Annotated in this window: 28 protein-coding genes; 14 read left to right on the top strand and 14 right to left on the bottom strand. The window is 72.0% G+C overall.

Annotation, left to right across the window (positions count from 1 at the left end):
• The coding region (locus BIV25_RS51990) for a hypothetical protein (RefSeq protein ID WP_371272989.1) at window positions 1-185 on the bottom strand (185 nt) is incomplete at its 3' end.
• A gap of 466 nt (window positions 186-651) precedes the next feature.
• Here BIV25_RS51990 and serB point away from each other — a divergent pair.
• Window positions 652-1,875 (top strand): phosphoserine phosphatase SerB, encoded by a 1,224-nt coding sequence (serB, locus tag BIV25_RS05460; RefSeq protein ID WP_071370981.1) that lies wholly within the window; start codon window positions 652-654, stop codon window positions 1,873-1,875.
• A gap of 107 nt (window positions 1,876-1,982) precedes the next feature.
• Here serB and BIV25_RS05455 read toward each other — a convergent pair whose 3' ends face one another.
• The 4 genes from BIV25_RS05455 to BIV25_RS05445 form a co-directional block, all read right to left on the bottom strand.
• Window positions 1,983-2,501 (bottom strand): histidine phosphatase family protein, encoded by a 519-nt coding sequence (locus BIV25_RS05455; RefSeq protein WP_071370980.1) that lies wholly within the window; start codon window positions 2,499-2,501, stop codon window positions 1,983-1,985.
• 78 nt (window positions 2,502-2,579) lie between these two features.
• Window positions 2,580-2,786: a hypothetical protein gene (locus tag BIV25_RS05450; RefSeq protein ID WP_071370979.1), complete on the bottom strand. Its 207-nt coding sequence runs from the start codon at window positions 2,784-2,786 to the stop codon at window positions 2,580-2,582.
• Window positions 2,787-2,979: 193 nt separating this feature from the next.
• Window positions 2,980-3,099, bottom strand: coding sequence for an SGM_5486 family transporter-associated protein (locus BIV25_RS52365; RefSeq protein WP_256255592.1), 120 nt, complete (start codon window positions 3,097-3,099; stop codon window positions 2,980-2,982).
• Between the two features lie 92 nt (window positions 3,100-3,191).
• Complete coding sequence (locus BIV25_RS05445; RefSeq protein ID WP_079176428.1) at window positions 3,192-4,568, bottom strand: CynX/NimT family MFS transporter; 1,377 nt, start codon at window positions 4,566-4,568, stop codon at window positions 3,192-3,194.
• Between the two features lie 70 nt (window positions 4,569-4,638).
• Here BIV25_RS05445 and BIV25_RS05440 point away from each other — a divergent pair, with 70 nt between their 5' ends.
• Window positions 4,639-5,331 (top strand): FadR/GntR family transcriptional regulator, encoded by a 693-nt coding sequence (locus BIV25_RS05440; protein ID WP_071370977.1) that lies wholly within the window; start codon window positions 4,639-4,641, stop codon window positions 5,329-5,331.
• Here BIV25_RS05440 and BIV25_RS05435 read toward each other — a convergent pair.
• The 3 genes from BIV25_RS05435 to fabG all read right to left on the bottom strand — a co-directional run bounded on the left by BIV25_RS05435 (window position 5,309) and on the right by fabG (window position 7,408).
• The gene (locus BIV25_RS05435; protein ID WP_071370976.1) at window positions 5,309-5,659 is read right to left on the bottom strand and encodes a hypothetical protein; all 351 of its coding nucleotides are present in this window, start codon (window positions 5,657-5,659) and stop codon (window positions 5,309-5,311) included. The genes BIV25_RS05440 and BIV25_RS05435 overlap by 23 nt on opposite strands.
• A gap of 271 nt (window positions 5,660-5,930) precedes the next feature.
• On the bottom strand, window positions 5,931-6,698 hold the full coding sequence (gene fabI, locus BIV25_RS05430) for an enoyl-ACP reductase FabI (protein ID WP_071370975.1): 768 nt from the start codon (window positions 6,696-6,698) through the stop codon (window positions 5,931-5,933).
• Window positions 6,699-6,703: 5 nt separating this feature from the next.
• Window positions 6,704-7,408 carry a 3-oxoacyl-[acyl-carrier-protein] reductase gene (fabG, locus tag BIV25_RS05425; protein ID WP_071370974.1) on the bottom strand — a complete coding sequence of 235 codons (705 nt, stop codon included), beginning with the start codon at window positions 7,406-7,408 and terminating at the stop codon, window positions 6,704-6,706.
• A gap of 249 nt (window positions 7,409-7,657) precedes the next feature.
• Between fabG and BIV25_RS05420 the strand changes: the two genes are divergently transcribed.
• From BIV25_RS05420 to tyrS, 3 genes are read left to right on the top strand one after another with little or no spacing between them, the layout of a single operon-like run.
• A complete protein-coding gene (locus BIV25_RS05420) occupies window positions 7,658-9,181 on the top strand; it encodes a TldD/PmbA family protein (RefSeq protein ID WP_071370973.1) in 1,524 nt (507 codons plus the stop codon).
• Window positions 9,178-10,572: a TldD/PmbA family protein gene (locus BIV25_RS05415; RefSeq protein WP_071370972.1), complete on the top strand. Its 1,395-nt coding sequence runs from the start codon at window positions 9,178-9,180 to the stop codon at window positions 10,570-10,572. Before BIV25_RS05420 ends, BIV25_RS05415 begins: the two co-directional genes overlap by 4 nt.
• Before the next feature lie 56 nt (window positions 10,573-10,628).
• Entirely contained in the window at window positions 10,629-11,897 is a 1,269-nt protein-coding gene (gene tyrS, locus BIV25_RS05410) for a tyrosine--tRNA ligase (RefSeq protein WP_071370971.1), read from the top strand.
• Between the two features lie 66 nt (window positions 11,898-11,963).
• Here tyrS and BIV25_RS05405 read toward each other — a convergent pair whose 3' ends face one another.
• Window positions 11,964-12,251, bottom strand: coding sequence for a GlsB/YeaQ/YmgE family stress response membrane protein (locus BIV25_RS05405; RefSeq protein ID WP_071370970.1), 288 nt, complete (start codon window positions 12,249-12,251; stop codon window positions 11,964-11,966).
• A 242-nt stretch (window positions 12,252-12,493) separates the two neighbouring features.
• Here BIV25_RS05405 and BIV25_RS05400 point away from each other — a divergent pair, with 242 nt between their 5' ends.
• Window positions 12,494-12,883, top strand: a complete 390-nt coding sequence (locus BIV25_RS05400) for a DUF3099 domain-containing protein (RefSeq protein WP_071370969.1) — start codon at window positions 12,494-12,496, stop codon at window positions 12,881-12,883.
• Between the two features lie 232 nt (window positions 12,884-13,115).
• The gene (locus tag BIV25_RS05395) at window positions 13,116-13,334 is read left to right on the top strand and encodes a hypothetical protein (RefSeq protein ID WP_071370968.1); all 219 of its coding nucleotides are present in this window, start codon (window positions 13,116-13,118) and stop codon (window positions 13,332-13,334) included.
• 5 nt (window positions 13,335-13,339) lie between these two features.
• On the opposite strand, the gene moaA is transcribed toward BIV25_RS05395, so the two are convergent.
• From moaA to BIV25_RS05380, 3 genes are all read right to left on the bottom strand, one after another.
• Window positions 13,340-14,329: a GTP 3',8-cyclase MoaA gene (moaA, locus tag BIV25_RS05390; RefSeq protein WP_071370967.1), complete on the bottom strand. Its 990-nt coding sequence runs from the start codon at window positions 14,327-14,329 to the stop codon at window positions 13,340-13,342.
• Window positions 14,330-14,502: 173 nt separating this feature from the next.
• On the bottom strand, window positions 14,503-16,128 hold the full coding sequence (locus tag BIV25_RS05385; protein WP_071370966.1) for a cation acetate symporter: 1,626 nt from the start codon (window positions 16,126-16,128) through the stop codon (window positions 14,503-14,505).
• Window positions 16,125-16,481, bottom strand: coding sequence for a DUF485 domain-containing protein (locus BIV25_RS05380; RefSeq protein ID WP_071370965.1), 357 nt, complete (start codon window positions 16,479-16,481; stop codon window positions 16,125-16,127). The genes BIV25_RS05385 and BIV25_RS05380 overlap by 4 nt, the downstream gene beginning before the upstream one ends.
• A 263-nt stretch (window positions 16,482-16,744) precedes the next feature.
• On the opposite strand from BIV25_RS05380, the gene BIV25_RS05375 reads away from it, so the two are divergent.
• The 4 genes from BIV25_RS05375 (at window position 16,745) to BIV25_RS05360 (ending at window position 21,047) form a co-directional block, all read left to right on the top strand.
• Window positions 16,745-18,274 (top strand): S8 family serine peptidase, encoded by a 1,530-nt coding sequence (locus tag BIV25_RS05375; RefSeq protein WP_071370964.1) that lies wholly within the window; start codon window positions 16,745-16,747, stop codon window positions 18,272-18,274.
• Between the two features lie 189 nt (window positions 18,275-18,463).
• Window positions 18,464-18,727 (top strand): hypothetical protein, encoded by a 264-nt coding sequence (locus tag BIV25_RS05370; protein WP_071370963.1) that lies wholly within the window; start codon window positions 18,464-18,466, stop codon window positions 18,725-18,727.
• Between the two features lie 36 nt (window positions 18,728-18,763).
• Window positions 18,764-20,176, top strand: coding sequence for a CoA transferase (locus tag BIV25_RS05365; RefSeq protein ID WP_071370962.1), 1,413 nt, complete (start codon window positions 18,764-18,766; stop codon window positions 20,174-20,176).
• Window positions 20,177-20,276: 100 nt separating this feature from the next.
• A complete protein-coding gene (locus tag BIV25_RS05360) occupies window positions 20,277-21,047 on the top strand; it encodes a CopD family protein (RefSeq protein WP_071370961.1) in 771 nt (256 codons plus the stop codon).
• Between the two features lie 66 nt (window positions 21,048-21,113).
• Here BIV25_RS05360 and BIV25_RS05355 read toward each other — a convergent pair whose 3' ends face one another.
• Window positions 21,114-22,160 (bottom strand): zinc-dependent alcohol dehydrogenase family protein, encoded by a 1,047-nt coding sequence (locus BIV25_RS05355; protein WP_071370960.1) that lies wholly within the window; start codon window positions 22,158-22,160, stop codon window positions 21,114-21,116.
• A gap of 192 nt (window positions 22,161-22,352) precedes the next feature.
• A complete protein-coding gene (locus BIV25_RS05350; RefSeq protein WP_071370959.1) occupies window positions 22,353-23,063 on the bottom strand; it encodes a VIT family protein in 711 nt (236 codons plus the stop codon).
• A gap of 226 nt (window positions 23,064-23,289) precedes the next feature.
• Between BIV25_RS05350 and BIV25_RS05345 the strand changes: the two genes are divergently transcribed.
• From BIV25_RS05345 to BIV25_RS05335, 3 genes are all read left to right on the top strand, one after another.
• The gene (locus BIV25_RS05345; RefSeq protein ID WP_071370999.1) at window positions 23,290-24,273 is read left to right on the top strand and encodes a DEDDh family exonuclease; all 984 of its coding nucleotides are present in this window, start codon (window positions 23,290-23,292) and stop codon (window positions 24,271-24,273) included.
• Window positions 24,274-24,387: 114 nt separating this feature from the next.
• On the top strand, window positions 24,388-24,621 hold the full coding sequence (locus BIV25_RS05340) for a hypothetical protein (protein ID WP_079176427.1): 234 nt from the start codon (window positions 24,388-24,390) through the stop codon (window positions 24,619-24,621).
• A gap of 47 nt (window positions 24,622-24,668) precedes the next feature.
• Window positions 24,669-25,472 (top strand): SURF1 family protein, encoded by an 804-nt coding sequence (locus BIV25_RS05335; RefSeq protein ID WP_071370957.1) that lies wholly within the window; start codon window positions 24,669-24,671, stop codon window positions 25,470-25,472.
• The last annotated feature ends 8 nt before the right edge of the window (window positions 25,473-25,480 follow it).

Here is a 25,480-nt window from a genome sequence, read left to right as displayed (position 1 = left end):
CTGCTGGCGTGGGGCACGGGGGCGGCCGGCTCCGGGGCGGTGTGGGCGGCCCGGGGGCTCTCGGGCAGCGATGCGCGGGTGGGCGGGGGCGCGGGGTACGACGGGGAGGCAGGGCCGACGGGGCACGGCGACGGTGCGGGACCGTATGTGCCGAGCCTGCCGTACCGGCCGCCGAACCCGGACACCAATCCGTACCTCCGGGTGCCGGGGGAACCGCGCGAGGAACCGCAGGACGCACGGCCACCAGGAGCCCCGGGTGGGCCGCCGGGGGCCGAGGACGACGTGTCACGGGCCGGGGGCGGCTCGCCAGGAGCTCGGGGCGAGACGTACGGCGTGTACGGCGCACCGACCATCGACGGACCCATCGGCCCCGCTCCCCCGCGTCCCCGGCGCCGTCCCGCCCCACGGCCGGACGACCCCTCACCGGGGCCGGAGCGCAGGCTGTGGCCACCGCCGCCACCGCCACCACCGGGGAAACCGAAGCGCACGGGATGACCGCGGTGGCTCCGCCACCCTCCCGCGCAGCGCATCGGCCGCCGTCCTTCGCGCGGTGGCAAGATCCCTGATACCCGCCCGACATCCATTGTTCCGTGTCCGTCAGGCGGACCTCGGCGGCGCTGGGCACTGGGTGCCGGATACGGTGGTGACACCATGAGCGCTTCGCAGACCGCCGCTTCGCAGACCCCCGAGGCCCCCACCCTCCTCGTCAAGATCTTCGGCAAGGACCGGCCGGGCATCACGGCCGGGCTGTTCGACACCCTTGCCGCCTACCTCGTCGACGTGGTCGACATCGAGCAGGTCGTCACCCGGGGCCGACTGGTGCTGTGCGCGCTGGTGACCCAGCCGCCGGCCGGTCTGGAGGGCGACCTGCGGGCCACCGTGCACAGCTGGGCCGAGTCGGTGAAGATGCAGGCGGAGATCATCTCGGGGCACGGCGACAACCGTCCCCGTGGTCTCGGGCGCTCTCTGGTGACCGTGCTCGGCCATCCGCTCACCGCCGAGTCGACGGCCGCCGTGGCCGCGCGGATCGCGAAGACCGGCGGCAACATCGACCGTATCTTCCGGCTCGCCAAGTACCCGGTGACAGCCGTGGAGTTCGCGATCTCCGGGGTGGAGACCGAGCCGCTGCGCACGGCCCTGGCATCCGACGCGGCGGCACTGGGTGTCGACATCGCGGTCGTCTCGGCGGGCCTGCACCGGCGCGCCCAGCGACTGGTCGTCATGGACGTCGACTCCACGCTGATCCAGGACGAGGTCATCGAGCTGTTCGCGGCGCACGCCGACTGCGCGGACAAGGTCGCCGAGGTGACGGCGGCGGCGATGCGCGGGGAGCTGGACTTCGAGCAGTCCCTGCACGCGCGCGTGGCACTGCTGAAGGGGCTGGACGCCTCCGTCGTGGAGAAGGTGCGCAACGAGGTCCGGCTGACGCCGGGCGCGCGCACCCTGATCCGCACGCTGAAACGACTCGGCTACCAGGTCGGCGTGGTCTCCGGCGGCTTCACCCAGGTCACGGACGATCTGAAGGAACGGCTGGGCCTGGACTTCGCGCAGGCCAACACGCTGGAGATCGTCGACGGGAAGCTCACCGGCCGGGTCACCGGCGAGATCGTGGACCGGGCGGGCAAGGCGCGGCTGCTGCGCCGGTTCGCCGCGGAGGCCGGGGTGCCGCTGTCGCAGACCGTGGCGATCGGCGACGGTGCCAACGATCTCGACATGCTGAACGCGGCCGGCCTGGGCGTGGCCTTCAACGCCAAGCCGGTGGTCCGCGAGGCGGCGCACACGGCGGTGAACTTCCCCTTCCTCGACACCGTGCTGTACCTGCTGGGCATCACCCGTGAAGAGGTCGAGGCGGCCGACACGCACGACGAGGGCTGAAGCGTCCGAGCCCCTTCCGCCGCTTCCCGACGACGCGCGTACGACGACGGGTCTGGTACCGCCCGCGCGGGCGGTACCAGGCTCCTCGTGTGCCGCTCTGTTCTGCGTCAGCTGTGCGGGGCCCAGAAGTCGACCAGCCTGGCCACTCCGTGCTCCACGGACTTCCAGGGGCCCTCGACGGTGAGCACCGCGAAGGCGGCGGTCGGGAAGCCGCTGCGGTTCATCCGCGGGAGGCAGTCCCCCTCGGTCTCGCCCGCGAGGGCGTCGGCGAGGGCGTGGATCCCGGGGTTGTGGCCGATCAGGACGAGGTTGCGCACGTCGTCCGGGGTTTCGTTGAGCAGTGCGATCAGCTCGCCCAGGGACGCCTCGTAGATCCGCTCCTCGTAGACGGTCCTCGGTCGCTCCGTGAGCTCGTGGACGGCGAGCTTCCAGGTCTCACGGGTCCGGGCAGCGGTGGAGCACAGGGCCAGGTCGAAGGTGATCCCTGCATCGGCCAGCTTGCGGCCCGCGACGGGGGCGTCCTGCCGGCCGCGCTCGGCGAGGGGCCGTTCGTGGTCGGCTTCCTGGCCCCAGTCGGCCTTCGCATGCCGGAGGAGGACGATCTTGCGAGGTTCTTCAACGCTCATGAAGCCCAGCTTCGCATGAAACAAGCCAGGTGGTGCAGGGAGTTGATGTGCGAGATCACCCGCGCACGGGGCTCCGGCTCAGCGCGCGAGGAGTTGCTGGGCGCGTTCGAAGAGGTGGGTGATCGTGGAGTCGCCGCCCGCGGCATGCGCGTCCGACGGGTTCAGTATGAGCAGCAGCAGCGCGACGAACGCGAGCGCGGGCAGGGCGAGGGCCCACCAGGGCAGCCGGATGTCGACGCCGCCCGGGGTCGCCGGGTGGGGCCGGGAGTGGGTACGGGCCGACATGATCGCCTCCGCGGGTCTTCGGGCGGGTCCGTGACCGCCTCGCGCGGTCACCACTCGAAGCTACGGAATCCGCGTCCCCCGGCCCATCCGGAGATCCACCCACTTCACCCTGACCCTTACCCCCTAGGGGATGGTGGAGCCAGCCCCACCATCCGCCGGGACGGGCGGCCTCCGGACGGTCTCCGGGCGGCCCTCACGGGGAGGCGATGATCGCGATGACGGCGATGACGGCGAAGATGGCGAAGAACGAGCCGAAGACGATCAGCATCTTCTTCTGGCCGTTCTGCGGGTTCGGATCGAGCACAGGCTGCATGCCGTCAGTCTCGCACCGGTCCCCCGCGCGCGCGGCGCCGGGGTGGCCGCTCAGCGTGGCGCCGTGACGGCACGCGCGCGGGGGCGGTCCGCTCAGTGGGCCGCCGCCTCGTCCTCCACCGTGCGGTCGCGGCCCGCCAGGAAGCCGACCAGCATCTGCGGCACCATCAGGCCCGCCATGAGGGCGATCGGCAGCCCCCAGCCGCCGCTCTGCTGGTACAGCACGCCGACCAGCAGCGGGCCCGGGATGGAGATCAGGTAGCCGGTGCTCTGCGCGAACGCGGACAGCTGGGCCACCCCGGCACCGCTCCGGGCGCGCATGCCGACCATGGTCAGAGCCAGCGGGAAGGCGCAGTTGGAGATGCCGAGCAGCACCGCCCAGGCCCAGGCACCGCCGGCCGGCGCGAGGTACAGGCCGGCGTATCCGGCGAGCCCGCACACGCCGAGGACCAGCACGATCGGCCCCTGGTGGGGCAGCCGTGTGGCGACGCGCGGGATGACGAAGGCCAGCGGCACACCCATCACCATGGTGACGGCGAGGAGCAGGCCGGCGGTACCGGCCGCGACACCGGCGTCCCGGAAGATCTGCGCCATCCAGCCCATGGTGATGTAGGCGGCGGTGGCCTGGAGACCGAAGAAGACGGCGAGCGCCCACGCGGTGCGGCTGCGGGTGATGCGCAGGGGTGCGGGCTGTTCCCCGGCCGCCGCCGCGGCCGTGCGCGCCTGCTCCGGCCGCGGCTCACCGGGGGCGGCGCCGCGGTCGCGGACGAGCGGCAGCCAGGGCAGGACGGCGGCGGCCGCGAGGCCGGCCCACACGGCCAGGCCGGGGTGCCAGTCGCCGCCCATCACGTCGGTCAGCGGCACGGTGATCGCGGCGGCGAGGGAGGTGCCCATGGCGAGGGCCATCGAGTACAGGCCGGTCATGGAGCCGACGCGGTCGGGGAACCAGCGCTTGACGATGACGGGCATGAGCACGTTGCTGACCGCGATGCCCATGAGGGCGAGCGCGCTGGCGGCCAGGAAGCCGGCGGTGCCGCCGACGTACGGCCGTATCAGCAGGCCCGTCGTGATGGCGACCATGCCGGCGCAGACCACGGCGGCCGGGCCGAAGCGGCGGGCCAGGCGGGGGGCGGTGATGCCGAAGACGGCGAAGCAGAGCGGGGGCACGGAGGTGAGCAGACCCGCCACGCTGCCGCTCATGCCGAGCCCGTCGCGGACCTCCTCCAGGAGGGCGCCGAGGCTCGTGATGGCCGGGCGGAGGTTCAGCGCGGACAGGACGATGCCGAGGACCATCAACCGTGTCGCCCACGCGCGCGTGCGGCCTGCGCCGGGAGTCGTGTCGGGGGTGCCCGCCGCGGCGGCACCGCGTCCGGTGGATGACGTGGATGACATGGATGACATGGATGGGGACGACATCGCCGTACGGGTGTCCGCTGTCCGGGTTTCCTCACTAGCCATGAGGCCCATCATAGAATGATGGGATGATTCACTGTCCATTCTCGGGTCGGCCGGATCCGGGCCTGTCGTGCGAAGGTGTGCCATGCCCCTGAGCCATCCGCGCCGTTCGGCGCTGTCCGAGCAGGTCATCGCCGAACTGCGCAACCAGATCACCTCCGGCGAGTGGCCGGTCGGCGCACGCATCCCGACGGAACCGGAGCTGGTCGAGCAGCTGGGGGTCGCCCGCAACACGGTCCGCGAGGCCGTGCGCGCGCTGGCGCACAACGGACTGCTGGACATCCGGCAGGGCTCGGGCACGTACGTGGTGGCGACGAGTGAGCTGGCCGGGGTGATGCACCGCCGGTTCGCGGACGCCGACCCGCGGCACATCGCCGAGCTGCGCGCCGCGCTCGAGTCGGCCGCGGCGAAGCTGGCCGCCGAGCGGCGTACCGAGAAGGACCTCAAGCAGCTGGACGCGCTCATGCAGCGGCGCGAGGAGGCCTGGGAGACGGGCGACGCGGAGGCGTTCGTGGCCGCCGACGCCACCTTCCACCTGGCCGTCGTGGCCGCCTCCCACAACGACGCCATGACGGCGATGTACGCCGACCTGGGCGAGGTGCTGCGAGACTGGCTGCGCGCGGACGTGGGGGCGGAGCTGACCCCGGAGACGCACATGGACCACACCCGGCTGACGGACGCCATCCGCAAGGGGGACAAGGAAGCGGCCGCGGCCGAGGCGGCGAGCTATCCGTTCCTGTGCCGCCCGGGCCGGTTCAGCGCTCCCTCTGGTGGCTGATCCAGACCGCGCGGACGCCCTTCCAGCACCGGCCCGTGAGCCGCACGGTCAGGGCGGGCGGGGTGTCCACCGGGGCGCTGTCGGTGCCGATGTCCCACCACTGCGCGCACTTGATGTGCAGGCGTACGCGGTCGGTGTCGACGTAGGGGTTGTGGCAGTAGGCCACCACGTGGGAGCCGTGGACGTCCGTCCGGCAGGCGGCGCCGAAGAGGTTCGGCGCGGGCGGCTTCGCGCCGTCCACGCGCGCGTAGGGCATCGCGTCGTACGGCAGACAGAGGACGAGGGCCAGGGCCACGGTCACCGGGGCCAGGCTTCCGGGCAGGCGCACAAGGGGACCTCCTCTGCCGGCCCGGACGGGATCGCGTGAGGTGAACGCGTATTCCAGAGTGCGCCGTCGGGTGGGCCGGCCGCCCGACGGGTGGGCCGAACGGGTGACACCAGCCGCCCCAGGGGCGCGGGGAACCGCGCGACCAGCCACGAAACGGCCCGCAGCCCGCGACGCACAGTCTTCACCACCCCCTGCCGCTCACCGGGTACGACTGAGGCCCGCGCCCCTGCGGACGCGGGCCTCGGTCATCGGCCAAGCCTCAGCGGCAGCGTCACGCGCCGATCGCGTGCAGTCCGCCGTCGACGTGGATGATCTCGCCGGTGGTCTTCGGGAACCAGTCGCTCAGCAGGGCGACGATGCCCTTGCCGGCCGGCTCCGGGTCCTTCAGGTCCCACTCCAGCGGGGAGCGGCTGTCCCACACGGCGGCCAGCTCGCCGAAGCCCGGGATGGACTTGGCGGCCATGGAGCCGATGGGGCCCGCGGAGATGAGGTTGCAGCGGATGTTCTGCTTGCCCAGGTCGCGCGCCATGTAGCGGTTGGTCGCCTCCAGGGCGGCCTTGGCCGGGCCCATCCAGTCGTACTGCGGCCAGGCGAACTGCGCGTCGAAGGTGAGGCCGACGACCGAGCCGCCGTTCTGCATCAGCGGCAGGCAGGCCATGGTGAGCGACTTCAGGGAGTACGCCGAGACGTGCATGGCAGTGGCCACGGACTCGAACGGCGTGTTCAGGAAGTTGCCGCCGAGCGCGTCCTGCGGCGCGAAGCCGATGGAGTGCACGACACCGTCGAGGCCGCCCAGTTCCTCGCCGACGACGTCGGCCAGCCGCGCGAGGTGCTCCTCGTTCGTCACGTCCAGCTCGATGACCTTGGTGGGCTTCGGCAGCTTCTTGGCGATGCGCTCGGTCAGGGTGGGCCGCGGGAACGCGGTCAGGATGATCTCGGCGCCCTGCTCCTGGGCCTGCTTGGCCGCGTGGAAGGCGATGGAGGACTCCATCAGCACACCGGTGATCAGGACGCGCTTGCCCTCGAGGATTCCGCTCATGGTGATCAGTGACCCATTCCCAGTCCGCCGTCAACGGGGATGACGGCTCCAGTGATGTACGAGGCGTCGTCCGAGGCGAGGAACCGCACCGCCGCGGCGATCTCCTCGGGCTGCGCGTAACGGCCGAGCGGCACCTGGGACATGATGTTCTCGCGCTGCTCGTCGGTGAGCGCCTTGGTCATGTCGGTGTCGACGAAGCCGGGTGCGACGACGTTGAAGGTGATGTTGCGCGAGCCCAGCTCACGGGCGAGGGAGCGCGCGAAGCCGACGAGGGCGGCCTTGGAGGCGGCGTAGTTCGCCTGTCCCGCCGAGCCGAGCAGGCCGACCACGGACGAGATCAGGACGACGCGGCCCTTCTTGGCGCGCAGCATGCCGCGGTTGGCACGCTTGACGACGCGGAAGGTGCCGGTGAGGTTGGTGTCGATGACCGAGGTGAAGTCCTCCTCGGACATGCGCAGCAGGAGCTGGTCCTTGGTGACGCCGGCGTTGGCGATCAGGACCTCGACCGGACCGTGCTGGTCCTCGATCTCCTTGTAGGCCTGCTCCACCTGCTCCGGGTCGGTGATGTCGCACTTGACGGCGAGGAAGCCGGCCGGCGGCTCGCCCGAACGGTACGTGATCGCGACGTTGTCGCCGGCGTCGGCGAATGCGCGGGCGATGGCGAGGCCGATGCCCCGGTTTCCTCCGGTGACGAGAACCGAGCGGCTCAACGGATCACCCTTTCGATAGCGGTCTGAAGCATGGGGCCCACCCACCCGAACACGTCGATGACAGGCGGCTTCATCGAAAACCTATCGGTAGCACCGCACGCTCGGGCAAGCGGGCCCCGACAGTGGCACGAGCGAGTCCCTGTCGGATCCCTACAGAAAGGAGCGGGGCGGGACCGAAACCGTGTAGTCCCCGAGGGCGCGTCCGCGACATGATCGGACCAGACAGGCCACGACAGCAGGGAGACCTCCGTGCCCCATTCCATCGACGAAGCCTTCACAGCGCTTCCCCTGCGCGCCCTCGCCGACGCGGCGCTGGCACGCGCGCGTGCGCTGGGGGCCGAGCACGCGGACTTCCGGTTCGAGCGGGTGCGCAGCGCGTCCTGGCGGCTGCGGGACGCCAAGCCCGCGGGTTCGTCGGACACCACCGACCTCGGGTACGCGGTCCGGGTCGTGCACGGCGGCACGTGGGGCTTCGCCTCCGGGGTCGACCTGACCCTGGACGCGGCCGCGAAGGTCGCCTCGCAGGCGGTGGCGATGGCCAAGCTGTCCGCCCAGGTCATCAAGGCCGCCGGGTCGGCGGAGAGGGTGGAGCTGGCCGACGAACCCGTGCACGCCGACCGGACGTGGATCTCGTCGTACGAGATCGATCCCTTCTCCGTGCCGGCCGAGGAGAAGTCGGCGCTGCTGACCGAGTGGAGCGCGCGGCTGCTGGCCGCGCCGGGCGTCAGCCACGTCGACGCCTCGCTGCTCACCGTGCACGAGAACAAGTTCTACGCCGACACGGCGGGGACCGTGACCACCCAGCAGCGGGTGCGGCTGCACCCGGAGCTGACGGCGGTCTCGGTGGACGAGTCCAGCGGTGAGTTCGACTCGATGCGGACCATCGCGCCGCCGGTCGGACGCGGCTGGGAGTACCTGACCGGCACCGGCTGGGACTGGGACGGCGAGCTGGAGCGGATCCCGGAGCTGCTCGCCGAGAAGATGCGGGCGCCGAGCGTGGAGCCGGGCCTGTACGACCTGGTGGTCGATCCCTCCAACCTGTGGCTGACGATCCACGAGTCCGTCGGCCACGCCACGGAGCTGGACCGTGCCCTCGGCTACGAGGCCGCCTACGCCGGCACCTCCTTCGCCACCTTCGACCAGCTGGGCAAGCTGCGTTACGGCTCCGAGCTGATGAACGTCACCGGCGACCGCACCGCCGAACACGGCCTCGCGACCGTCGGCTACGACGACGAGGGCGTCGCGGCGCAGTCCTGGGACCTGGTGAAGGACGGCACGCTGGTCGGCTACCAGCTGGACCGCAGGATCGCGAGGCTGACCGGGTTCGACCGCTCCAACGGCTGCGCTTTCGCGGACTCCCCCGGGCATGTGCCGGTGCAGCGCATGGCCAACGTCTCGCTCCGGCCGGATCCCGCCGGACTGTCCACGGAGGGGCTCATCGGGAGCGTCGACCGGGGCATCTACGTCGTCGGTGACCGGTCCTGGTCGATCGACATGCAGCGGTACAACTTCCAGTTCACCGGGCAGCGGTTCTTCAGGATCGAGAACGGGCGGATCACCGGGCAGCTGAAGGACGTGGCGTACCAGGCGACCACGACGGACTTCTGGGGCTCGATGGCTGCCGTGGGCGGTCCGCAGACCTACGTCCTCGGTGGCGCCTTCAACTGTGGCAAGGCACAGCCCGGCCAGGTCGCGGCCGTCTCGCACGGATGCCCGTCCGCCCTCTTCAAGGGCGTCAACATTCTGAACACCACGCAGGAGGCCGGTCGATGAGCGCCCGCAGCAACAAGCCGCACGAGGTCGTGGAGCAGGCGCTCGCGCTGTCCCGGGCCGACGGCTGTGTCGTCATCGCCGACGAGCACTCGACGGCCAACCTGCGCTGGGCGGGCAACGCGCTCACCACCAACGGCGTGACGCGCGGCCGTACGCTCACCGTGATCGCGACCGTGGCCGGGAAGGAGGGCACGGCCTCGGGCGTCGTGTCCCGGTCGGCCGTCACGGCGGAGGAACTGGAGCCGCTGGTGCGGGCCGCCGAGGACGCCGCGCGCGGCGCCGGGCCCGCCGAGGACGCGCAGCCCCTGGTCGGCGGAGTGCCGGAGTCCCCCGACTTCACGGACGCGCCCGCCGAGACCTCCTCGGCGGTCTTCACGGACTTCGCCCCGGCGCTCGGCGAGGCGTTCGCACGCGCGCGTGCGGGCGGCCGTGAGTTGTACGGCTTCGCCAACCACGAACTGGTGTCGACGTACCTGGGCACGTCCACGGGTCTGCGGCTGCGCCACGACCAGCCCACCGGCACGCTGGAGCTGAACGCCAAGTCGCCCGACCGGCTGCGCTCGGCCTGGGCCGGCCGCTCCACACGGGACTTCAAGGACGTCGACCCGGCCGCCATGGACGCGGAGCTGGCCGTGCGGCTCGGCTGGGCCGGGCGGCGCGTGGAGCTGCCCGCGGGCCGGTACGAGACCCTGCTGCCGCCGACCGCGGTCGCGGACCTGCTGATCTACCAGCTGTGGTCGGCGTCGGGCCGGGACGCGGCCGAGGGCCGGACGGTGTTCTCCAGGCCGGGCGGGGGCACGCGCGTGGGCGACCGGCTGAGCGGGCTGCCGCTGACGCTGCGCAGCGATCCGCACGAGCCGGGTCTGGAGTGCGCGCCGTTCGTGGTCGCCCACTCCTCGGGCGGCGACCAGTCGGTGTTCGACAACGGACTGCCGGCGCACGCCACCGAGTGGGTCGGCGAGGGGATGCTGAAGCATCTGACGACCACCCGGCACAGCGCGGAGCTGACCGGGCTGCCGGTCGCCCCGGCGCTCGGGAACCTGATCCTGGACGGCGGTACCGACCGCTCCCTGGAGGACATGGTCGCGGACACCGGACGCGGGTTGCTGCTGACCTGTCTGTGGTACATCCGCGAGGTCGACCCGGCGACGCTGCTGCTGACCGGTCTGACCCGGGACGGCGTCTACCTCGTGGAGGACGGCGAGGTGACCGGGCAGGTGAACAACTTCCGGTTCAACGAGTCGCCGGTGGACCTGCTGCGGCGGGCCGTGGAGGCCGGGCGCACGGAAAAGACGCTGCCGAGGGAGTGGAGCGACTGGTTCACTAGGGCTGCGATGCCTGCCCTGCGGGTGCCCGACTTCAATATGAGCTCTGTCAGTCAGGGCGTATAACCTCGTAGGCGGTGGTCGCTCGACTGCCCGGAGATCATCGAGGAGACACGAGAACCGTGACGGACATCGTCGACGAGCTGAAGTGGCGTGGGCTGTTCGCCCTGTCCACCGACGAGGACGCCTTGCGTAAGGCGCTCGCGGACGGTCCCGTCACGTTCTATTGCGGTTTCGACCCGACCGCGCCGTCCCTGCATGTCGGGCACCTGGTGCAGGTGCTCACGGTGCGCCGGCTCCAGCAGGCCGGGCACCGGCCGCTGGCGCTGGTCGGCGGCGCGACGGGCCTGATCGGCGACCCGCGCCCGACGGCGGAGCGCACGCTGAACGCCCCGGAGACGGTGGCCGGCTGGGTCGGCAAGCTGCGCGCGCAGATCGAGCCGTTCCTGTCCTTCGAGGGCGAGAACGCCGCGGTCATGGTCAACAACCTCGACTGGACGGCGGGCCTCTCCGCGATCGAGTTCCTGCGGGACATCGGCAAGCACTTCCGCGTCAACAAGATGCTGACGAAGGACTCCGTGGCCCGCCGCCTGGAGTCCGACCAGGGCATCAGCTACACGGAGTTCAGCTACCAGATCCTGCAGGGCATGGACTTCCTGCAGCTCTTCCGGCGGTACGGCTGCACGCTCCAGCAGGGCGGCAGCGACCAGTGGGGCAACCTCACGGCGGGACTGGACCTGATCCACCGCCTGGAGCCGGGCGCCGAGGCGCACGCCCTGGCCACCCCGCTGATGACGAAGGCGGACGGCACCAAGTTCGGCAAGACCGAGGGCGGCGCCGTCTGGCTCGACCCGGAGATGACGACGCCGTACGCGTTCTACCAGTTCTGGTTGAACGTGGACGACCGGGACATCTCGACGTACATGCGGATCCTGTCCTTCAAGTCCCGTGCGGAACTGGAGGAGTTGGAGCGGCAGACCGAGGAGCGTCCGCAGGCCCGGGCCGCGCAGCGCGCGCTCGCCGAGGAGCTGACGACGCTGGTGCACGGCGCCGGCCAGACGGCCGCGGTGATCGCCGCGAGCCGCGCCCTCTTCGGCCAGGGCGAGCTGGCGGAGCTGGACGGCGCGACGCTGGCCGCCGCGCTGTCCGAGGTGCCGCACATCCGGGTCGCCGAGCTGGGCCCGGTGGTCGACCTGCTCGCGGAGGTCGGTCTCGTCGCCAGCAAGTCCGCCGCGCGGCGGACGGTGAAGGAGGGCGGTGCCTACGTGAACAACGTGAAGGTCGCCTCCGAGGACGCCGTCCCGGCGAAGGAGGATCTGCTGGACGGCCGGTGGCTGGTGCTTCGGCGCGGCAAGAAGAACCTGGCCGCGGTGGAGGTCGTCGCCGGGTAGTGCCGTCGAGGGGTGCGGGTTCCGATGCGGCCCCGCACCCCTCGGGCGCTCCCGTTCAGGGTGTTCTCACGCCGATGTTCTCTGGGCCTTCCGCTTCCCCAGCGTCGCCATGTAGAGGGCGTCCACGGCGGCCACGATGATGATCGCCGCCACGATCTGGAAGATGTGCCTGCTCCAGTCGATGCCCCGGGTCGCCGCGACGCCGAGCGCACGGGCGACGGCGTTGCCCACGATGGCGCCGAGCATGCCGCAGATGGTGGTCAGCCACAGCGGACTGTGCTGCTTGCCCGGGATGACGGCCTTGGCGATGATGCCGAGCACGAATCCCACGATGATCGCCCACAACCAGCCCATGGCTGCCTCCTCGAACGGCTCGACGTGAGCATTAGGGCCAGTGTCGGCGGGTGGGCCGTACGGCGCATGTCGGAATCACCCGCACGGGCGGGTACGGAGTCATCGCCGCAGGCAGTGGGTGCCCCGGTCTCGTCGATGACCCGGCCGCGGCGTACCGTGGAACGTGTCCCCGCCCGGTTCCCGGCCGGGTGCGGACGGCGGCGGGCCGGGGAGAGTCCGATGCGGGCGGATGGTGGACTGTGATGCGGAAACAGCACGGCGGCGTCCAGGTGTTCCGGATCACCGGGGCCCGGACGGGACTCGCCGAGGACGTGCGGGGCCGGCAGCGGCGGTACGTGATCTCGATGACCGTCCGCACGGCGTCGGTGATCCTCGCGGTCGCCCTGTGGAACGTCGAGCGGTACGTCGCCATCGTGGCGCTGGTGTTCGGTGCGCTGCTTCCCTACGTCGCCGTGGTGATCGCGAACGCCGGCCGTGAGCGGCCGCCGTCCCTGCCGTCGACGTTCGTGAGCATGCCGACGAAGCCGATGATCACGCCGCCGCGCACCGAGGACACACAGGAGCAGCCCGCCGCGGAGGGGGCTTCGGCGCATCCGACCGGAGCGCGCGGGGAGCGGCCCGACCCCATGTGATCCGCCCGATGCGACCCGCGGACCAGTGGTGGAAGCGGAATTCGTCCTCCCCGTGAAGCTCAAGAAAAGCTCAGATCAATCATGCAGTTCCGGTGCCGGGTGATGGGGTACCCGTGACATACTGCGTACGCGCTCCGCATCCCCCGTCGGAGCGACGGACCGACGCCGGGCAGCTCCCCCCGTGGCTGCCCGGCGTCGCCTTGTTCCGGCCCCCTCTTTGTGAGACGAACCCGTGACTGACGAGATCCCGATCTGCTCCGCCAAGGGCTGTCGTGCCGCCGCCGTGTGGGTCCTGGCGTGGAACAACCCGAAGATCCACACGCCGGAGCGGCGCAAGACATGGCTCGCGTGCGAGGAGCACCGCGAGCATCTTTCGCAGTTTCTCGGGGTGCGGGGTTTCCTGAAGGACGTCGTGCCGTTCGAGGAGTGGCAAGCGCCCGAAGGGGCCTGAGGGTCCTAGCCTCCGATCGCCGACATCGGTCGGTCCGGCTGCACGAAGGACGGGTCGTCCAGGCCGGCCCCCGCCTTCTTCCCCCACATCGCCAGCTTCCAGATGCGGGCGATCTCCTCGTCGGAGGCGCCGCCGCGCAGGGCGCCGCGCAGGTCGGTCTCCTCGGTGGCGAACAGGCAGGTGCGTATCTGGCCGTCGGCCGTGAGGCGGGTGCGGTCGCAGGCCGCGCAGAAGGGGCGGGTGACGGAGGCGATGACGCCGACCCGGTGCGGGCCGCCGTCGACCAGCCAGCGCTCGGCCGGGGCCGAGCCGCGCTCGTCCGCGCCCTCGGGGGTGAGGTCGAAGCGGGTGCGCAGGGAGGCGAGGATGTCCCCGGCGGTGACCATGCCCTCGCGCTTCCAGCCGTGCTGGGCGTCGAGGGGCATCTGCTCGATGAAGCGCTGCTCGTAGCCGTACTCGATCGCCCAGGCCAGCAGGTCGGGGGCCTCGTCCTCGTTCAGTCCGGGCATCAGGACCGAGTTGATCTTCACGGGGGTGAGGCCGGCCGCGTGGGCGGCCTCCAGTCCCTCGATGACGTCCTTGTGCCGGTCACGGCGGGTCAGGGTCTTGAAGACGTCCGGGCGCAGGGTGTCCAGGGAGACGTTGACCCGGTCCAGGCCGGCCGTCTTCAGGGCCGCCGCGGTGCGCTTGAGGCCGATGCCGTTGGTCGTCAGCGACGTCCGGGGGCGGGGGGCGAGGGCCGTGACGCGCTCGACGATGCCGACCAGGCCCGGGCGCAGCAGGGGCTCACCGCCGGTGAACCGGACCTCCTCGATGCCGAGCAGCCGTACGGCGATGTCGACGAGGCGCACGATCTCGTCGTCCGTGAGCAGGTCGGGCTTGGCCAGCCACTGCAGGCCCTCCTCGGGCATGCAGTAGGTGCAGCGCAGGTTGCACCGGTCGGTCAGTGAGACCCTCAGGTCGGTGGCCACCCGGCCGTAGGTGTCGATGAGCACGTGGGCCCCCTCCCTCTCGGTCACTCAATTGTCCGTCGCGGATGAGTCGTCCGTCGCTGGCGAGCCTACGTGACGACACTGACAACGACAGCGGCCCGATCCCACGAGCTACGACGAGGCCGCGTCGTAGGACCGTACAGTCCCGCACGGCGCGGCCGTCGTAGGAACCGGTGTCAGTGCGCTCCGGTGCCGGTCAGCGAGCGGACCTCCAGTTCGGCGTACTTGCCGGCGTCCGGGGTCTCCTTCGACAGCAGGGTGCCGAGGGCGCCGAGCAGGAAGCCGACGGGGATGGAGATGATGCCGGGATTCTCCAGCGGGAACCAGTGGAAGTCGGCCTCGGGGAACATCGAGGCCGGGCTGCCGGAGACCACCGGCGAGAAGAGCACGAGGCCGACCGCCGTGACCAGGCCGCCGTAGATCGACCACAGCGCGCCGGCGGTGGTGAACCGCTTCCAGAAGAGGCTGTAGAGGATGGTCGGCAGGTTTGCCGAGGCGGCGACGGCGAAGGCGAGCGCGACGAGGCCGGCCACGTTCAGGTCGCGGGCGAGGGCGCCGAGGACGACGGAGACCGCGCCGATACCGACGGTCGCCCAGCGGGCCGCGCCGAGTTCCTGCTTCTCGGTGGCCTGTCCCTTCTTGATGACGTTGGCGTAGATGTCGTGCGCGAACGACGAGGACGAGGCCAGGGTCAGGCCCGCGACGACCGCGAGGATCGTGGCGAAGGCGACCGCGGAGATGGTGGCGAGCATGACGGCGCCCCAGGTGGAGTCGACGCCGCCGAGGTGCAGGGCGAGGAGGGGGGCCGCGGTGTTGCCCGCCTTGTTGGAGGCGATGATCTCGGCCGGTTTGATGAGGGCCGCGGCGCCGAAGCCGAGCGCGAGGGTCATCAGGTAGAAGGCGCCGATCAGGCCGATGGCCCAGATGACGGACTTACGGGCGGCCTTGGCGGTGGGGACGGTGTAGAAGCGGATCAGGATGTGCGGCAGACCCGCGGTGCCGAGGACCAGGGCGAGGCCGAGCGAGAGGAAGTCCAGCTTGGTGGTGCCGGTGGCGCCGTACTTCAGGCCGGGCTCCAGGAACGCCGTGCCCTTGCCGCTGTTGCCGGCCGCCTTGCCGAGCAGATCGGAGATGTTGAAGTGGAACTTCAGCAGGACCAGGAAGGTCAGCAGCAGGGCGCCGAGGATCAGCAGGACCGCCTTGACCATCTGGACCCAGGTGGTGCCCTTCATGCCGCCGACGGTGACGTAGACGATCATCAGGATGCCGACCAGGGCGACGATGCCGATCTTGCCGCCGTCGCTGGTGATGCCGAGCAGGAGCGAGACGAGGACGCCCGCGCCGGCCATCTGGGCGAGCAGGTAGAAGATCGAGACGACGATGGTGGACGTGCCCGCCGCCGTGCGGACGGGGCGCTGGCGCATGCGGTACGCCAGGACGTCGCCCATGGTGTAGCGGCCGGAGTTGCGCAGCGGCTCGGCGACCAGGAGCAGGGCGACCAGCCAGGCGACGAGGAAGCCGATGGAGTACAGGAAGCCGTCGTAGCCGAAGAGGGCGATGGCGCCGGCGATGCCGAGGAAGGACGCGGCCGACATGTAGTCGCCGGAGACGGCGAGGCCGTTCTGGAAGCCGGTGAACTGCCGTCCGCCGGCGTAGAAGTCGGCGGCGTCCTTGGTCTGGCGGCCGGCCCAGACGGTGATGCCGAGGGTCGCGGCGACGAACACCGCGAACAGGGTGACGATCAGGGTCCGGTGCTGGCTCGCCTCGCCGACCGCGAGCAGGGTGTGCTGTGCGGGGCTCATGCGCCGCCCTCCATCCGGGACTTGATGGCCTCGGCCCTGGGGTCGAGTCGTGCGGCCGCGCGCCGTGCGTACCACCAGGCGATGAGGAACGTGGTGACGAACTGGGCGAGGCCCAGGACGAGGGCGACGTTGATGTTGCCGGCCACCTTGGTGCCCATGAAGCCGTCCGCGTAGTTGGAGAGCAGCACGTAGAGCAGGTACCAGGCAATGAAGGCGATGGTCAGGGGGAAGGCGAAGGAGCGGTGGGCGCGGCGCAGTTCGCCGAACTCCGCGCTCTGCTGCACCTCTGCGAACTCCTCGGTGGAGGGAAGGGATGTCCCCGACGGTGCGGGGGGCGGTGTCTCGGTGGCCACGGAGTCTCCTCGCGTTCGCGGTTGCCATGACGACGGGGGGCTTGATGGTGCTCGTGCTCCCTGCCCAAGGTCCACGGCGCCACGCCAGGACCGGTTCAAGTCTTATGAGTTGATCCGCAAGCGGTCTTGTCGAGTCATTGCCAAGTCATTGATGATCAGCAACCGACGGGATAGCTTCACCATGCACAACCGACTCGTCATGTACCTGCCCGATCGCTCTCCGTGTCTCGGGCGGTTCCGTATCCGGATGATGTGGAGACCCCGTGCCTCATTCGCACTCCAGACGCAGGCTCGCGCTCGCCGTGCCCGTCGTGCTGTCCCTGACCGCCTCGCTCGGCTCCCTCCCGGCGGCGGCCTCGGCGGCGCCCGCCACGGCACCGGCGGCGCGGGCGGCGGAGACCGGCCCGAACCTCGCCTACGTGGTCAACACCCGGACCGACCGCCGCACGATCGAGTCGGTACGCCGGGAGATCGCACGCAACGGCGGTTCCCTCGTGGCCGGTTACGACAGGATCGGGGTGTTCGTCGTCCATTCCTCGGACCCCGGGTTCGGTGCCCGGATGCGCGCGGTGCGCGGGGTGGACTCGGCCGGGGCCACGCGCACCGCGCCGCTGCCCGCCCAGTCCACCACGGACATGGGTGCGCCGAAGGCGCTCAGCGCCCGGGAGATCGCCGCGGCCGGCGCGGAGGCGACGGCGGGCCAGGACCCGCTGGAGCCGTTGCAGTGGGACCTGCCGGCCGTCAAGGCGGACAAGGCGCACGAGAAGACCCTGGGCAGCCCGGACGTCACGGTCGGCGTCATCGACACCGGTGTGGACGACACCCACCCGGACATCGCACCCAACTTCGACCGCGCGGACTCGGTCAACTGCGTGTCCGGCAGGGCCGACACGACGGACGGTGCCTGGCGGCCGAGCGCGTCGGAGAGCCCGCACGGCACCCATGTGGCCGGGGAGATCGCGGCCGCGAAGAACGGTGTCGGCGTCACGGGCGTCGCGCCGGGCGTCAAGGTGGCCGGCATCAAGGTCGCCGACCCGAAGGGCTACTTCTACACCGAGGCCGTGGTCTGCGGCTTCATGTGGGCGGCCGAGCACCACGTCGACGTGACCAACAACAGCTATTACACCGACCCGTGGTACTTCAACTGCACCGGTGACCCCGACCAGCGGGCGCTGGTCGACGCCATCACCCGGGCCTCGCGGTACGCGGAGAAGAAGGGCACGGTCAACGTCGCGGCGGCGGGCAACGAGAGCTACGACCTCGCGTCCGACTCGATCACGGACAAGGCCTCCCCGAACGACGGCACCCCGTCGGACCGCGTGATCGACCCACACACGTGCTACGACATACCGACCCAGCTGCCGGGTGTCGTGACGGTCGCGGCGACCGGCGCGAAGGGGGTGAAGTCCTCGTTCTCCAACTACGGCCTCGGAGTGATCGACATCGCCGCGCCGGGCGGGGACTCGACGGCCTACCAGAAGCCGGAGCCCCCGGCGACGAGCGGCCTCATCCTCGGCCCGCTGCCCGGCGGCACATGGGGATACATGGCGGGAACCTCGATGGCGACCCCGCACGTCGCGGGTGTTGCCGCATTGATCAAGTCAACCCATCCGCATGCTCCGGCGAGCCTGGTGAAGGCACTGCTCTACGCGGAGGCCGACGCGGTGCCGTGCACGGACCCGTACGACATCAACGGCGACGGCAAGGTCGACGCGGTGTGCGAGGGGGCGAAGAACGACAACGGCTTCTACGGCCACGGCAGGGCGGACGCACTGGCCGCGGTGACCTGGTGACCTGGTCGACCAGGTGACCGAGCAGGGACAGAGACGGGTGGGTTGACAGGGGCACGCTCCGGCCGGCGCACCCGTACGGCATGATCCGGTCATGCAGTCCTCCCAAGATCCGGCCGCCTGGGAGCCGTTGCCGCCGCGGCTCGCGCATGGCTGGGACGGCGCTGCGCTGCGAGCGCCGTCCATCGCCCGGTGCACTGGCTGCTGGTGGCGCCCGTCCGGGGCTTCCTGCTCGAGGAGCACACTCTCGGGGTCATCTCCCGGACGGCGCTGCCCCGTTGGCGCGTCGGCTGGCGGGAGTTCCGGCACGAGGGCGACGCCGGCTACTACCGGACACTGGTCGACCGGTCCGTCGTGCACCGCACCGCCCAGGTCGCGGCACAGAAGCCGGGGTCGCCGCGCGAGTGGACCGTCCCCGTGCGCGACTCCCTCGGAGTTGATTCAAAGGTTGATTGAATCAATATTGATTCATCAATAATGCATAGTGTAGTCATGGCAGATATCGCGTCAGGCACCCCGTCAGGTATTTCGGCGGACATCGCGTCCGCGTGGGCCGCACTGGGCGGCGATCCCGTCCTCCTCTCCCGGGTGACGACGGTCGAGCGCCCGGACGCCCTCGCCGCACGCCTGCCCGTACGGCAGCTGGCCCGCGCGTGTGCCGGTGCCTGCGCGCTGGCCGCCGCGGAACTGGCGGCCCGCCGGGCCGGGCTCACCGGAGTGCCCGGCGTCCGGGTCGACGACGGCGCCGTCGCCACCGCCTTCCACAGCGAGCGGCACCTGCGGGTCGACGGCCGGGCCCCGGTCGCCTTCGCACCGCTGTCGCGGTTCTGGCGGACGGCCGACGGCTGGGTGCGCACCCACGCCAACTACCCGCACCACCGGGCCCGGTTGCTCGGTGCGCTGGGCCTGCCCGAGGACGCCTCGGTGGACCGGGCGGCCGCCCGGCTCGCCGAACGGCGCGCCCTGGAGGTCGAGGACGCGGTCCACGGCTCCGGCGGCCTCGCCGTGGCCCTGCGCACCCCGAAGGAGTGGGCGGCCACCGAGCAGGCCGCCGAGGTGGCCGCGCGCCCGCTGGTCCAGCGCGAGCGCCTGGACTCCGTACGCGCGCGCGTGCTCGCACCGCTCGACCCCGCCGCCGCTCGGCTGCTGCCCGCCGCGGGGCTGCGCGTGCTGGACCTGACCCGGGTCCTCGCCGGTCCGGTCGCCACCCGCACCCTGGCCCTGCTGGGCGCGGACGTCCTGCGGGTGGACGCCCCCTGGCTGCCCGAACTGCCCGACCAGCACGCCGACACGGGCTTCGGCAAGCAATCCGCCACCCTCGACCTGCGTACGGACCGGGGCACCTTCGAGGAGCTGCTGGCGTCGGCGGACGTCGTCGTCACCGGCTACCGGCACGGCGCTCTCGATGCGTTCGGGCTCGCGCCGCAGGCCCTGGCCGAGCGCCGGCCCGGGCTGGTGGTGGCGCAGGTCTCGGCGTGGGGCGCGTACGGGCCGTGGGGCGGGCGGCGCGGCTTCGACAGCCTGGTGCAGGTCGCGACCGGCATCGCCGTGACCGAGGGCTCGGCCGAGGCGCCCGGTGCGCTGCCCGCGCAGGCCCTGGACCACGGCACCGGCTATCTGCTGGCGGCGGCCGTGCTGCGGGCGCTGACGGAGCAGTCGTACGACGGCGGCGGCCGGTCGGTGCGGCTGGCGCTGGCCCGCACCGCGCACTGGCTGACGGACGGGATCCGGCCGACTCCGGCCACGGGCGCGCCGCACCCGGGCCCGGACGCGTGGCTGGCCGAGACGGACGGCCCGCTCGGCCGACTGCGCCACGCCCTGCCACCCGTGACCTTCGCGGACGGCCCCGGGGACTGGGCGGCGGCCCCGGTGCCGTGGGGGTCGTCCCCGGCCCGCTGGCGGTGAGCGCGCGGGCGGCCGGAAACGTACGTATGCGTGGGATGCCGTGGCCCCAGTTGTTTTCCGGGACCTGCCCGGTTCTGCGGCGACTGGCGAAGATCGCGGGGTGAGCGCGACGCGGCCCGCCGCCGAGGCCGCCGACGAAGGCGGCCCCGACCGGCGGTCCGGCACCGGCCGGGCCGCCGCCCTCCTCGTCCTGACGGCGCTGGGCGCCCTGTTCCCGCTGCTCGGGCCGGCGGCGGCGCTGCGCGGCACCGGGGAGGCCGCCGCGCCGGGCGTGGGCGGCATCGGGCTGCTGCGCGCGGTGCTGTTCGCCGCGCTGAGCGTGCCGCTGGGCGTGCTGTTCGTGCGGGGGCTCGCCGCCGCGCCGGCGCTCGCCTCGGTGGTGTCCGTCGGCGATCTGATCCCGCACAGCCTGGGCCAGATCGGCGTCGGCGGGCTGTACGGTTCCCGCGGCAGCAAGCCGGCCCTGCTGGAGGTCAACGGCTTTCTGCCGGCGGGGCTCTGCGCACTCTCACGGCGTCCGGCGGCGCAGATGTGGCCGCTGGCCGCGCTGCTCGGCCGCTACGCGCGCGTGGCGCTCGCGCTGCTCGCGGTCATCACCGCGACGGGCGTGTGCAGTTCACCGCGGCGGATGCCGGCGGCCACGATGCCGGACCAGCTGACGACGACGGCGTACGGACGCACCCTGTCCGCCAGGCTCGTCCTGGTCGCCGTCGTCGCCGTGCTCGCCCTGTGGGCGCGGATCCGGCTGCGCCGCGCGCCGGACCCGCTGACCGCGTCCGCGCCCGCGCGGGGCGGGGTGATCGCCCTGAGCGCGGTGGTCGCGGTCTCGGGCCTGATCACGGCACTGCCACTGCCGATCCGCTGGACGTGATGACCGACTGGATCAACTGTTGATCGCGATGTTGATTCAGTTGTTGCGGACTCAGCCGTTGCGGATTCAGCCGTTGGTGACGAGCACCTTGAGGGCGGTGCGCTCGTCCATCGCCTTGTAGCCGTCCGGCACGCCCTCGATGCCGACGGTCAGGTCGAACACCGGCGAGGGGTCGATCGTGCCGTCGAGGACGTCGGGGAGCAGGTCGGGGATGTAGGCGCGGACCGGGGCGACACCGCCGCGCAGGGCGATGTTCCGGTCGAACATGACGCCGAGGTCCAGACCCGTGCCGCTGCCGTGCGGCACGCCGACGAAGCCGATGGCACCGCCGTCGCGGGTGATGTTGACGGCCGTACGCATGGACTGTTCCGTGCCGACGGCCTCGACCACGGCGTGCGCGCCCTGCCCGCGGGTGAGTTCGCGGACGGCCTCGACGGCGGCGTCCCCGCGCTCGGCGACGACGTCGGTGGCACCGAAGCGGCGCGCGATGTCGGTACGGACCTCGTGCCGGCCGAGGGCGATGATCCGCTCGGCGCCCAGCCGCTTGGCGGCGAGCACGGCGCACAGGCCGACCGCGCCGTCCCCGACGACCGCGACCGTGGCACCGGGCCGGGCGCCCGCGCCGAGCGCGGCGTGGTGGCCGGTGCCGAGGACGTCGGAGAGGGTCAGCAGGGCGGACAGCAGGTGGTCGTCGGAGGCCGCGTCCTTGGGCAGCTGGACCAGGGTGCCGTCGGCGAAGGGCACGCGCACGGCCTCGCCCTGGCCGCCGTCGTAGCCGACGGAGCCCCAGAAACCGCCGTGCTCGCAGGACGTCGTCAGACCCTCGCGGCAGTAGTCGCAGACGCCGTCGGACCACATGAAGGGCGCGACGACCAGGTCACCGCGCCTGACGGTGCCCACCTCGGAGCCGGTCTCCTCGACCACGCCGAGAAACTCGTGCCCGATGCGCTGGCCCGGCTGCCGGGCCGCCTCGCCGCGGTAGGCCCACAGGTCGCTGCCGCAGATGCAGGCGCGCAGCACCCGGACGACGGCGTCGGTGGGCAGCTGCACCACGGGCTCGGGGACGTCCTCCACGCGCATGTCGTACGGGGCGTGGATGGTGGTGGCGCGCATGGCGAGGGTCCTTCTCGTGCGGGGTCGTGCGGGGTCGTGCGGCGCCCGCGGGGGTGTGCGGGCGCACCTCACGGTACGCCGCGGTCACCACCGGCGGCGCGCCCAGGGCGCCCCCGACCGGCGCCCGGCCACCCCTACGGCCCCTCCGTCGCACCCGGGCCACCCGTACGGCCCTCATGGCCGGCCCGTCCGTCAGACGCCCGCCGCGCCCAGCAGGCTGCCGGCCGCGTAGGTGACCCCCATCGCCAGGGCCCCGCCGACCACGTTGCGCAGCACCGCCCGCCCGGGGCGGGCCGCGCCGAGGCGGGCGCTGGCCCAGCCCGTGAGGACGAGCGCGGCCAGGACGGAGCAGACGGTGACGGGGAGCCGCCAGCCGGCCGGGGGCAGCACGATGGCGAGCAGCGGCAGCAGCGCGCCCACCGTGAAGGCGGTGAAGCTGGCCCAGGCCGCGTGCCAGGGGTTGGTCAGCTCGTCCGGGTTGATGCCCAGCTCCACGCGCGCGTGCGCCCGCAGCGCGTCCCGCGCGGTGAGCTGTTCCGCGGCCTCCCGGGCCACGTCACGGGTCAGCCCGCGCTCCTCCAACAGGCCGGTCAGCTCCCGCAGTTCGGCCTCCGGCTGATCGCGCAGCTCGCGTTTCTCCACGGCCAGCGCGGCCACCTCGGAGTCCCGCTGGGTGGAGACGGAGACGTACTCGCCGGCCGCCATGGACATCGACCCGGCGAGCAGCCCGGCGAGTCCGGCGGTGAGCAGGGCGGACCGGCTCTGGGTCGCGCCGGCCACGCCGACGACGATGCCCGCGGTGGAGACGATGCCGTCGTTCGCGCCGAGCACGGCGGCCCGCAGCCAGTTCAGTCTCGCCCCGAGCGCGCCCCCGTGTGCCTCGTCGTGCGTTGGTTCCGTCACAGCAGGGAGGATCGCACTCCCGGGGCCGCTCGCGCCGCACCGACGCTCCCTCACCGCGCGGATCGGGCCGGGTACGCCATCGGCTTCCCGCCCAAGTCCCCCGCCGCCGTTGCCGGTTCCGGTCGCGGGCGGGTGGGCGAAGCGCGTACACGCGTGCGGCACCCGCGGGTACGGACCGGGACCTGTGGGACCGCGGTGTCAGTCCCGGCCCGTATCCTCAATGACCATGCTCGAAGACCGTGCGACCGCAGTGTCCTCCCCCACCCAGTGGCCGGCCGCGTATCCGAAGGGATACGCGGTCGTTGACGTGGAGACCACCGGCCTGGCCCGGGACGACCGGATCATCTCCGCGGCCGTCTACCGGCTGGACGAGCGCGGCGAGGTCGAGGATCACTGGTACACGCTGGTCAACCCGGAGCGCGATCCGGGACCGGTGTGGATACACGGTCTGACGAGCGAGACACTCGAAGGCGCCCCGCTCTTCGCGGACATCGCGGAGGAGTTCGCCGCCCGGCTGGACGGCCGGGTGCTCGTGGCGCACAACGCCGTCTTCGACTGGCAGATGATCGCGCGGGAGTACGCGCGCGCGCAGCGCGAGGCGCCGGTGCGTCAGCGGCTGTGCACCATCGCGCTGTCGAAGGAGCTGGGGCTGCCGCTGCCCAACTTCAAGCTGGAGTCGCTGGCGGCGCACTACGGCGTCGTGCAGCAGCGAGCGCACCACGCGCTGGACGACGCGCGCGTGCTGGCGGAGGCGTTCCGGCCGAGCCTCGCGGCCGCCGCGGCGGGCGAGGTACGGCTGCCGCTGCTGGAGTGCCGGCCGCTGACGGAGTGGTCGGACCGCCCGGTGCCCCGCCAGCCCTCCGGCGGTTTCGGCGGCTACCGGCCGAGCAGTTGGCGCCCGTCGCGCAAGCGGCCCGCCTGCCCCTACCCCAACCCCGGCCGGTACGAAGACGGCAAACACCTCAGACAGGGCATGCGGGTGGCGTTCTCCGGGGACACCTCGACCGAGCGCGAGCTGCTGGAGGACCGGGCGACCGAGGCCGGGCTGCACGTGGCGTCCAGCATCTCCCGGCTGACCAGCCTGCTGGTGACCAACGACCCCGACTCGGGCACGTCGAAAGTGGTCAAGGCCCGCCAGTTCGGCACACCGGTGGTGGACGAGGCCGCCTTCGGACAGCTGCTGCGCGATGTCGAACCCGCCGACGAGTGACCGTACGGGCCGATCGGCGACCGGCGGACGGGTGACCGTACGAACGGGTGATTGACGGGAGACTCACCCGGCGGCCGCTCGCCCGGCCCCCGGCGACGGCCCACCCTGTGGCGCATGGCGAAATGTGAAGTTTGCGGCAATGACTACGGAATGACCTTCGAGGTCCACGCCCAGGGCGCGGTGCACGTCTTCGACTGCTTCTCCTGCGCGATCCACCGCATGGCCCCGATCTGCGAGCACTGCCGGGTGCAGATCATCGGGCAGGGGGTGGAGGCGGAGAGCAAGTGGTACTGCGGCGCCCACTGCGCCCGGCAGGACGGCCGGACGGGAGTCGTGGACCGGGTCTGACCCGCCCCGGCTGAACCCACCCCACGGCGCGGGGGTACCGTCGTGGGGTGCGTCGCTACCGCTTCCTCCTGTCCGTCCAGTGGGTCATCCTCACGCTCGTCTCGATCGCCCTGATCCCGACGATGATCCGGCTCGGCTTCTGGCAGCAGCACCGGTACGAGGAGCGCACCGCGCGGAACAACCTGGTCTCCTCCGCGCTGCACGCCGAGCCGGTCCCGGTCGAGCGGCTCTCCACCCCCGGGCACGCCGTGACCCGCACCGAGAAGTACCGCACGGTCACCGCGACGGGCACCTTCGACACCGCCCGCGAGGAAGTGGTCCGGCGCCGGACCAACTCCGACGACGAGGTCGGCTTCCACGTGCTCACCCCGTTCGTCCTGACCGACGGCAAGGTGCTGCTCGTCAACCGCGGCTGGATCCCCGCGAACGGCGCCCAGACCGCCTTCCCGAAGATCCCCGCCCCGCCGGCCGGCAGGACCACGATCACCGGGCGGCTGATGGCCGACGAGACGACCGCGGCGAGCGGCATCAAGAACATCCAGGGCCTGCCCGACCGGCAGATCATGCTGATCAACAGCGAGCAGGAGGCGCACCGGCTCGGCGCCCGGGTGCTCGGCGGTTACGTCGAGCAGACCGGGCCCCAGACCGACTCCCCGGAGCAGATCTCCGACCCGGGCACCGAGGACGCCCCGCTGAACTACGCGTACATGATCCAGTGGTGGCTGTTCGCCGCGGCCGTCCCGTTCGGCTGGTGGTCCCTGGTCCGGCGTGAGATCCGCGACCGGGCGGCCGCCGCGGCGGCCGAGACCGCGCAGGACACGCCCGAGGAGACGGCGCCGGCCGCCGTGTGACCCCGGCG

The organism is Streptomyces sp. MUSC 14, assembly GCF_001866675.1.
GTDB lineage: Bacteria > Actinomycetota > Actinomycetes > Streptomycetales > Streptomycetaceae > Streptomyces.
The sequence above is the reverse complement of the archived record's forward strand: the minus strand, read 5'-3'. Positions and strand labels throughout refer to the sequence as shown.

Bases quoted from the DNA above. Each gene is read 5' to 3' on its own strand.
- serB (WP_071370981.1), top strand. From the start codon at position 652: ATGAGCGCTTCGCAGACCGCCGCTTCGCAGACCCCCGAGGCCCCCACC.
- BIV25_RS05455 (WP_071370980.1), bottom strand. From the start codon at position 2,501: ATGAGCGTTGAAGAACCTCGCAAGATCGTCCTCCTCCGGCATGCGAAG.
- BIV25_RS05450 (WP_071370979.1), bottom strand. From the start codon at position 2,786: ATGTCGGCCCGTACCCACTCCCGGCCCCACCCGGCGACCCCGGGCGGC.
- BIV25_RS52365 (WP_256255592.1), bottom strand. From the start codon at position 3,099: ATGCAGCCTGTGCTCGATCCGAACCCGCAGAACGGCCAGAAGAAGATG.
- BIV25_RS05445 (WP_079176428.1), bottom strand. From the start codon at position 4,568: ATGATGGGCCTCATGGCTAGTGAGGAAACCCGGACAGCGGACACCCGT.
- BIV25_RS05440 (WP_071370977.1), top strand. From the start codon at position 4,639: ATGCCCCTGAGCCATCCGCGCCGTTCGGCGCTGTCCGAGCAGGTCATC.
- fabI (WP_071370975.1), bottom strand. From the start codon at position 6,698: ATGAGCGGAATCCTCGAGGGCAAGCGCGTCCTGATCACCGGTGTGCTG.
- BIV25_RS05415 (WP_071370972.1), top strand. From the start codon at position 9,178: ATGAGCGCCCGCAGCAACAAGCCGCACGAGGTCGTGGAGCAGGCGCTC.
- BIV25_RS05405 (WP_071370970.1), bottom strand. From the start codon at position 12,251: ATGGGCTGGTTGTGGGCGATCATCGTGGGATTCGTGCTCGGCATCATC.
- BIV25_RS05400 (WP_071370969.1), top strand. From the start codon at position 12,494: ATGCGGAAACAGCACGGCGGCGTCCAGGTGTTCCGGATCACCGGGGCC.
- BIV25_RS05385 (WP_071370966.1), bottom strand. From the start codon at position 16,128: ATGAGCCCCGCACAGCACACCCTGCTCGCGGTCGGCGAGGCGAGCCAG.
- BIV25_RS05365 (WP_071370962.1), top strand. From the start codon at position 18,764: ATGGCAGATATCGCGTCAGGCACCCCGTCAGGTATTTCGGCGGACATC.
- BIV25_RS05355 (WP_071370960.1), bottom strand. From the start codon at position 22,160: ATGCGCGCCACCACCATCCACGCCCCGTACGACATGCGCGTGGAGGAC.
- BIV25_RS05345 (WP_071370999.1), top strand. From the start codon at position 23,290: ATGCTCGAAGACCGTGCGACCGCAGTGTCCTCCCCCACCCAGTGGCCG.
- BIV25_RS05340 (WP_079176427.1), top strand. From the start codon at position 24,388: ATGGCGAAATGTGAAGTTTGCGGCAATGACTACGGAATGACCTTCGAG.